At 69.5% G+C, this 6,919-nt stretch carries 8 protein-coding genes and 1 pseudogene; all 9 read right to left on the reverse strand.

Translation table 11 applies throughout. The features are described 5' to 3' along the window. Positions 1-16: 16 nt before the first annotated feature. On the reverse strand, positions 17-1,063 hold the full coding sequence (gene nagZ / locus QZV97_RS15380; RefSeq protein WP_295643976.1) for a beta-N-acetylhexosaminidase: 1,047 nt from the start codon (positions 1,061-1,063) through the stop codon (positions 17-19). Next, positions 1,060-1,458: a holo-ACP synthase gene (gene acpS, locus QZV97_RS15385; RefSeq protein ID WP_295643979.1), complete on the reverse strand. Its 399-nt coding sequence runs from the start codon at positions 1,456-1,458 to the stop codon at positions 1,060-1,062. The genes nagZ and acpS overlap by 4 nt, the downstream gene beginning before the upstream one ends. Beyond that, complete coding sequence (locus QZV97_RS15390; protein WP_295643983.1) at positions 1,455-2,240, reverse strand: pyridoxine 5'-phosphate synthase; 786 nt, start codon at positions 2,238-2,240, stop codon at positions 1,455-1,457. Before QZV97_RS15390 ends, acpS begins: the two co-directional genes overlap by 4 nt. A gap of 16 nt (positions 2,241-2,256) precedes the next feature. Then, on the reverse strand, positions 2,257-3,024 hold the full coding sequence (recO, locus tag QZV97_RS15395) for a DNA repair protein RecO (RefSeq protein WP_295643987.1): 768 nt from the start codon (positions 3,022-3,024) through the stop codon (positions 2,257-2,259). Continuing rightward, entirely contained in the window at positions 3,021-3,953 is a 933-nt protein-coding gene (gene era, locus QZV97_RS15400) for a GTPase Era (protein ID WP_295643991.1), read from the reverse strand. Before era ends, recO begins: the two co-directional genes overlap by 4 nt. Continuing rightward, on the reverse strand, positions 3,950-4,645 hold the full coding sequence (gene rnc, locus QZV97_RS15405; RefSeq protein ID WP_295643994.1) for a ribonuclease III: 696 nt from the start codon (positions 4,643-4,645) through the stop codon (positions 3,950-3,952). The genes era and rnc overlap by 4 nt, the downstream gene beginning before the upstream one ends. Positions 4,646-4,693: 48 nt before the next feature. Next, positions 4,694-5,074, reverse strand: a complete 381-nt coding sequence (locus QZV97_RS15410; RefSeq protein ID WP_295643997.1) for a DUF4845 domain-containing protein — start codon at positions 5,072-5,074, stop codon at positions 4,694-4,696. Between the two features lie 26 nt (positions 5,075-5,100). After that, a complete protein-coding gene (gene lepB, locus QZV97_RS15415) occupies positions 5,101-6,069 on the reverse strand; it encodes a signal peptidase I (protein WP_295644002.1) in 969 nt (322 codons plus the stop codon). A 10-nt stretch (positions 6,070-6,079) separates the two neighbouring features. Then, positions 6,080-6,919: pseudogene (locus QZV97_RS15420) on the reverse strand (elongation factor 4); the annotation flags it as partial.

Genomic DNA, 6,919 nt, shown 5'->3' on the forward strand with positions numbered 1-6,919 from the left:
TGCGCCGTTCGCGTTTTCAGGGCAGCTGGTCCAGGGCGCGCTGGTAAGGCGCGTGGTGCATCAGCTCGTCCCAGGGCAGCGGCGCGGTCTGCGGCAGCAGCGCCAGGCGGCGCGTCTCGCCGTCGGCGTCGGCCTGCCAGCGGCCCTGCTCCAGCGCAGCTTGCAGGCCGTCGATCAGCGCATCGAGCGGCGCACCGCCGTTCAGCGACTGGTTGCACAACAGCACCAGGTCGCAGCCGGCGTTCAGTGCCGCGATGCCGGCCTCGGTCGGCGTGCCGGCGACGGTCGCACCCTGCATGCTGAGGTCGTCGCTGAAGATCGCGCCGGTGAAGCCGAGCTGGCCGCGCAGGATGTCCTGCAGCCAGCGCACCGAGAAGCCGGCCGGCTGCGCGTCGACCTTCGGATAGATCACGTGCGCCGGCATCACGCTGGCGAGGCTGGTCGACAGCCACTCGTAGGGTCTGGCGTCGTCGGCCAGGATGGCCTTCAGCGTGCGTCGGTCCACCGGCACCTCGGTGTGCGAGTCGGCCGCGACGTAGCCGTGGCCGGGGAAATGCTTGCCGCAACTGCCCATGCCGGCCAGCAGCAGGCCGTGCATCAGGCTCTTGGCCAGCAGCGTCGCCACGCGCGCGTCGCGTTGGAAGGCGCGGTCGCCGATCACGCCGCTGGGGCCGTGGTCCAGATCGAGCACCGGCGTGAAGCTGAAGTCGACGCCGCAAGCGCGCAGTTCGCTCGCGAGCACGAAGCCGCAGGCGGTGGCGGCGTCGGTCGCCGACATCGCGTCCAGCATCCAGCGCTCACCCAGCGCGCGCATCGGCGGCAGGTGAGTGAAGCCGTCGCTGCGGAAGCGCTGCACACGGCCGCCTTCGTGGTCGACGCAGACCAGCACGTCGGGGCGCAGCGCCTTGATCTCGGCGGTCAGCGCCGTCAGCTGCGCCCGGTCGCGCCAGTTGCGCGCGAACAGGATCAGCCCGCCGACCAGCGGGTGCTGCAGGCGGCGGCGGTCGTCGGCGTCGAGGGACGTGCCGGCGATGTCGAGGACGATGGGCGAGTGCTCGGTCATGTCGGGAGTCGTTCGACGACCACGAAGGCGGCCGCGTAGTCGGATTCGTCGGTCAGTGTCACGTGGGCGATCAGGCGACGCTCCGCGAACCAGCGGGCCAGTTCGCCGTGCAGCGCGATCTCGGGCTTGCCGCTGGGCGCCTTGACGACCTCGCAGGCCCGCCAGCTCATCGGCTGGTGGATGCCCAGGCCGATGGCCTTGGAGAAGGCCTCCTTGGCCGCGAAGCGCGTCGCGAGGTAGCTGAGACCGCGCGCCGGGACCTTGGCGCTGCGCGCCCGGTACACCGCCAGCTCGTGCGGGCCCAGCACCTTCTCCGGGAAGCGCTCGCCGCGCCGTTCGAGGGTGGCCGCGATGCGGCGGATGTCGCAGAGGTCCGTGCCGATGCCGAAGATCACGACGCGGCCCGGTGGATGCAGCGCAGGTAGTCGCGCACGGTCTCGGTCAGGCCCAGCTCCAGCGCGTCGGCAATCAGCGCGTGGCCGATCGACACCTCCAGCACGCCCGGCACGGCACGCAGAAAGTCGGTGAGGTTGTCGCGGTTGAGGTCGTGGCCGGCGTTGAGGCCCAGGCCGACGCACAGCGCGGCCTCGGCCGCCGCGGTGTAGCGCGCCAGCACCGCCGCGGCCTCGGCCGTGCCGTGGGCGCGCGCACAAGCCTCGGTGTAGAGCTCGACGCGGTCGGCGCCGATCGCGCGCGCCTCGGCCATCGCCTCCGGCAGCGGATCCATGAACAGGCTGACGCGCACGCCGAGCGCATGGCACTCGTCGATCAGCGGCCGCAGGCGCTCGCCGTCGGCCGGGAGGCTCCAGCCATGGTCGGACGTGGCCTGCTCGACGCTGTCGGGCACGAAGGTGGCCTGGTGCGGCTTGAGCTCGCGCACCAGGTCCATCAGGTTGTGGAAGGGATTGCCTTCGAGGTTGTACTCGGCCTGCGGCCAGTCGCTGGCCAGCATTGCGGCCAGGTCGTGCACGTCGTGGGTGCGGATGTGGCGCTGGTCGGGCCGCGGGTGCACGGTGATGCCGTGAGCGCCGGCTTCCAGCACGCGCTGCGCGGCGCCGGTGACGCTGGGAATCGTCAGGGTCCGCTGGTTGCGCAGCAGCGCCACCTTGTTGAGGTTGACCGACAGCGCGGTGGTGGCGCCGTGGGCCGGCAGTCCGGAGACGATCAGCGGGTTCATCGGGGCACTCGCGGGTTCAGCGTTCGAGGTTCTGCAGTTCCACCATCAGCTGGCGGGTGCGCAGCACCGGGGTCGCGAGATGATAGTGAAGCAGGTTGCGCAGCATCGGCTTGAGCCCCGCCAGCGCCGGCAGGCTGGCGCGCTGCAGCGCGGCCAGGTCGTCGGCGTCGAGCGCCGCCTGCAGCGCCGCCCAGGCGATCGCGGCCAGGCCGGGTTCGCCGGGCGCGGCCGGCACCAGCCCGGCATCCGGCTTCAGGGTGTGCAGAACGCCGGCCGCCAGCGGCTGCTGGGTCGGCGTCACGAGAACGAGGTCGGGCAGCAGGCCGATCTCGCGCAGCAGCACCAGTTCGAAAGCCCGCAGCGCGGCCTCGACGCCGGTGTCGTCCCCGGCCGCCAGCGCCGGCAGCGTCTGGGCGTAGGCATCGAACAGCGCGGGGTGCGGATCCTGGCGCGCCAGCAGCTTCATCAGCAGCTCGTTCATGTAGAAACCGGTCAGCAGGGCCGCGCCGCCCAGCATCGCCGGCCCGCCGGCCCGCTCGGCGGCGCGCAGCGGCTGCACCTCGGCCGCCTCGCTCTCGGGGCCTGGCGCGCGACGTGTGCCGTAGGCGACCTGCAGCCGCTGGAAGGGCAGCAGCACGGCGCGCAACTGCGAGTACGGCCGCTTGGCGCCCTTGGCGGCGACCGCGACCCGGCCCTGCTCGCGCGTGAACAGGTCGAGGATCAGGCTGGACTCGCTCCAGTCGTAGCGGTGCAGCAGGTAGGCGGAGTGCGTCGCGGCGCTCACTCGTAGCCGTAGCTCTTCAGGCGCGTCTCGTCGTCGGCCCAGCCCGAGCGGACCTTGACCCAGAGCTCGAGGAAGACCTTGCCGCCGGTCAGGCGCTCGAGCTCGACGCGCGCATCGGTACCGATGCGCTTGAGCCGCTCGCCCTTGTCGCCGATGACCATGCCCTTGTGTGCCTCGCGCTCGACGATGATGGTGGCGCTGATGCGGCGCAGCGCGCCCTCTTCCTTGAACTCGTCGATCACCACCGTCGAGGTGTACGGAAGCTCGTCGCCGGTCAAGCGGAACAGCTTCTCGCGCACGATCTCGCTGGCGAGGAAGCGCTCGCTGCGGTCGGTCAGCGCCTCCTCGTCGTAGAACCAGGGCTGCTCGGGCAGGTAGGGCTCGACGATCTTGAGCAGCCGCAGCGCATCGGCCTCGTCCTTGGCAGCCAGCGGCACGAACTCGGCGAAGGGGTGGCGCTCCTGCATGCCCTTCAGCCACGGCGCCAGCTCGGCGCGGCGGCGCACGAGGTCGAGCTTGTTGGCGACCAGCAGCACGCGCTTGTCCGGCGGCAGCAGCGCCAGCACCTTGGCATCGTCCAGGCCGAAGCGTCCGGCCTCGACCACGAACAGCAGCACGTCCACGTCGCCGACGGTCGCCTGCACCGTCTTGTTGAGGTTGCGGTTCAGCGCTCCGGTGCCGCGCACGGTGTGGCGCGTCTGGAAGCCGGGGGTGTCGACGAACACGAACTGCGTGGCGCCCTCGGTGCGGATGCCGGTGATGCGGTGGCGCGTGGTCTGCGCCTTGCGCGAGGTGATGCTGACCTTCTGGCCGACCAGCGCGTTGAGCAGCGTCGACTTGCCGACATTGGGCCGTCCGACGATCGCCACCAGCCCGCAGCGCCGAGGCGACTCGTCGATGGCGTCGTCCGCAGGAGAAGAGGCGTTCATGGGGGCGGGGGCCGGTCCTTGTCTTTCAGTGTAGCCAGCGCCGCCTGCGCCGCCTCCTGCTCGGCGGCGCGGCGCGAGCGGCCCTCGCCTCGGGCCTCGAGCGACTGCGACGGAATGCTGCAGACCACGACGAACGACTGCTCGTGCTGGCGGCCGCTGGTGCTCGCGATGCGGTAGCCGGGGACCGGCAGGCGCCGGGCCTGCAGCCACTCCTGCAGTTCCGTCTTGGGGTCGCGGGTCCAGGCCTGTGCGGCCGTGCTGGCGACCAGGGGCCGGAACAGCTGCTCGACCAGCGCCTGGGCCGGAGCGAAACCGCCGTCGAGGTAGACGGCCCCGATCAGCGCCTCCAGCGCATCGGCCAGGATGGAGGCGCGCTGCGCGCCGCCGCTGCGCGCCTCGCCCTCGCTGAGGCGCAGCAGCAGCGGCAACTGCAGGTCGAGCGCGAGGCGGTGCAGGGTCTCCTCGCGCACGAGGTGGGCACGCACGCGGGTCAGGTCGCCCTCGTCGGATTCCTCGAAGTGCCGGTACAGCAGGCCGGAGACGGCCGCGGAGAGCACGGCATCGCCGAGGAACTCGAGCCGCTCGTTGTGGCCGGCGCCGAAACTGCGGTGGGTCAGGGCCCGGTCCAGCAGGTCCGGCTGCGCGAACCGGTGGCCGAGTCGGGCCTGCAGGGTGTCCAGGGCCGAGGTCAAGGTCGCCGGCCCCTCACCGCGGCCGCCGGGCGGCGCCGCGGTCGCCGCTCATTGCGAGCGGCCCCGGTACTTGATGACCAGGTAGACCGGCTCGATCAGCTCGATCTCCTTGTCGTAGCCGAACTTGATCACGACGCGCTCGTTTTCCTTCGTGATCTCCAGGTCCTTGCCGGCGATCGACGAGATGGAGTACTCGATGTCCTTCTGGCGCTCGAAGGCGTTGCGGATCTCGGGGACCGTGCCGCCGCCTTCCTTGGCGATCTTGTTGACCGTCCGCTGGATGGTGAAGTACTCGTTCATCGTCGGCAGGACCTTCAGGCCGACCAGGGCGACGCACGCGATGATGATGGCCCAGAACAGCAGGCCGATCAGCGTGACGCCCCTTTGGGCAGACAGGCTGCGAGCCGCCTGCGGCAGTGCCAAGGCCATCGATGTTCTCCTGTTGGTATGCGAACTCACTGGAACGGACCGATCCGGCGAAGGTTACCGAAATTCATCCACACAAAAAAGGCCTTGCCGACGATGTTCTCGTCGGGCACGAAGCCCCAGTAGCGGGAGTCCTCGGAGTTGTCCCGGTTGTCACCCATCATGAAGTAGTGGCCCGGCGGCACGGTGCAGATGACGCCCTCCGCGTTGTAGCGGCACTGGTCGCGGAACTTCTGGAACTCGGGGCGCGGCAGCACGAAGCTCTGGCGATCCTTGTCCGTCAGGACGCGATGCTCCACCGGCCCGAGCTTCTCGGTGGCCTGCTGGGCGTAGCGGCGCACGTCCTCGTTGTAGAAGTCGGGCAGCGGCTGGGTCTCGACCAGCTGCCCGTTGATGGTCAGCTTCTTGTTCAGGTAGCTGACCTCGTCGCCGGGCAGCCCCACCACCCGCTTGATGTAGTCGACGCTGGGGTCGACCGGGTAGCGGAACACCATCACGTCGCCGCGCTGCGGGTCGTGGTTGGCAACGAGCTTCTTGTTGATCACCGGCAGGCGCACGCCGTAGTGGTACTTGTTCACCAGGATCAGGTCGCCGATCGCCAGGGTCGGGATCATCGACCCGGACGGGATCTTGAACGGTTCGAACAGGAAGGACCGCAACAGGAACACGACCAGGATGACCGGGAACAGGCCCGCGGTCCAGTCCAGCCACCAGGGCTGGGCCAGCAGCCGCTGCCGCGCGGCGTCGACCTGGCCATCGACCTGGTCGATGCCCTGGCGCTGGAGGTCGGCCCGGCGCTGGGCGTCCTGCGCCTCCAGCTGCCCGGCAGCGGCCAGCCGCTGCGGCATGAAGTGAAGGCGTTCGGCAAGCCAGTAGCCGAAGGTCACCAGGGTGAGGACGAACAGCAGCAGCGAGAAGTTGCCACCCCAGGAGCCGACGTACCAGCCGCCCAGGTAGACGACAAGGGCGCCGTAGAGCAGGCCGGTCAGTGCACTCATGCGTTCAGGGTCAGTCGTCGACTTGGAGGATGGCAAGGAAGGCTTCCTGCGGCACCTCGACGGTGCCGATCTGCTTCATCCGCTTCTTGCCCGCCTTCTGCTTTTCGAGCAGCTTGCGCTTGCGCGTGATGTCGCCGCCGTAGCATTTTGCCAGCACGTTCTTGCGCAGTGCCTTGATGTTCTCGCGGGCGATGATGTTCGCGCCGATGGCCGCCTGGATGGCCACGTCGTACATCTGCCGCGGGATCTGCTCGCGCATCTTGGCGGCGACCGCCCGGCCGCGGAACTGGCTCTGGCCGCGATGCACGATGATGGACAGTGCGTCGACGCGGTCGCCATTGATCAGGATGTCGACCTTGACGACGTCGGCCGCGCGGTACTCCTTGAACTCGTAGTCCATCGAGGCGTAGCCGCGCGACACCGACTTCAGCTTGTCGAAGAAGTCCAGCACGATCTCGGCCAGCGGCAGCTCGTAGGTCAGGTGCACCTGGCGACCGTGGTAGGCCATGTTCATCTGCACGCCGCGCTTCTGGTTGCACAGCGTCATCACCGGGCCGACGTAGTCCTGCGGCATGTACAGGTGCACCGTGACGATGGGCTCGCGGATCTCGGCGATCTTGCCGATCTCGGGCATCTTGGACGGGTTCTCGACCTCGATGACCTCGCCGGCCACACCGCCGAGCTGGACCTGGTAGACGACCGACGGGGCGGTGGTGATCAGGTCCTGATCGAACTCGCGCTCCAGCCGCTCCTGCACGATCTCCATGTGCAGCAGGCCGAGGAAGCCGCAGCGAAAGCCGAAGCCCAGCGCCTGGCTGACTTCCGGCTCGTAGCGCAGGCTGCTGTCGTT

This window comes from uncultured Methylibium sp. (genome assembly GCF_902826655.1).
In the GTDB taxonomy this organism is placed as follows: Bacteria; Pseudomonadota; Gammaproteobacteria; order Burkholderiales; family Burkholderiaceae_C; genus Methylibium.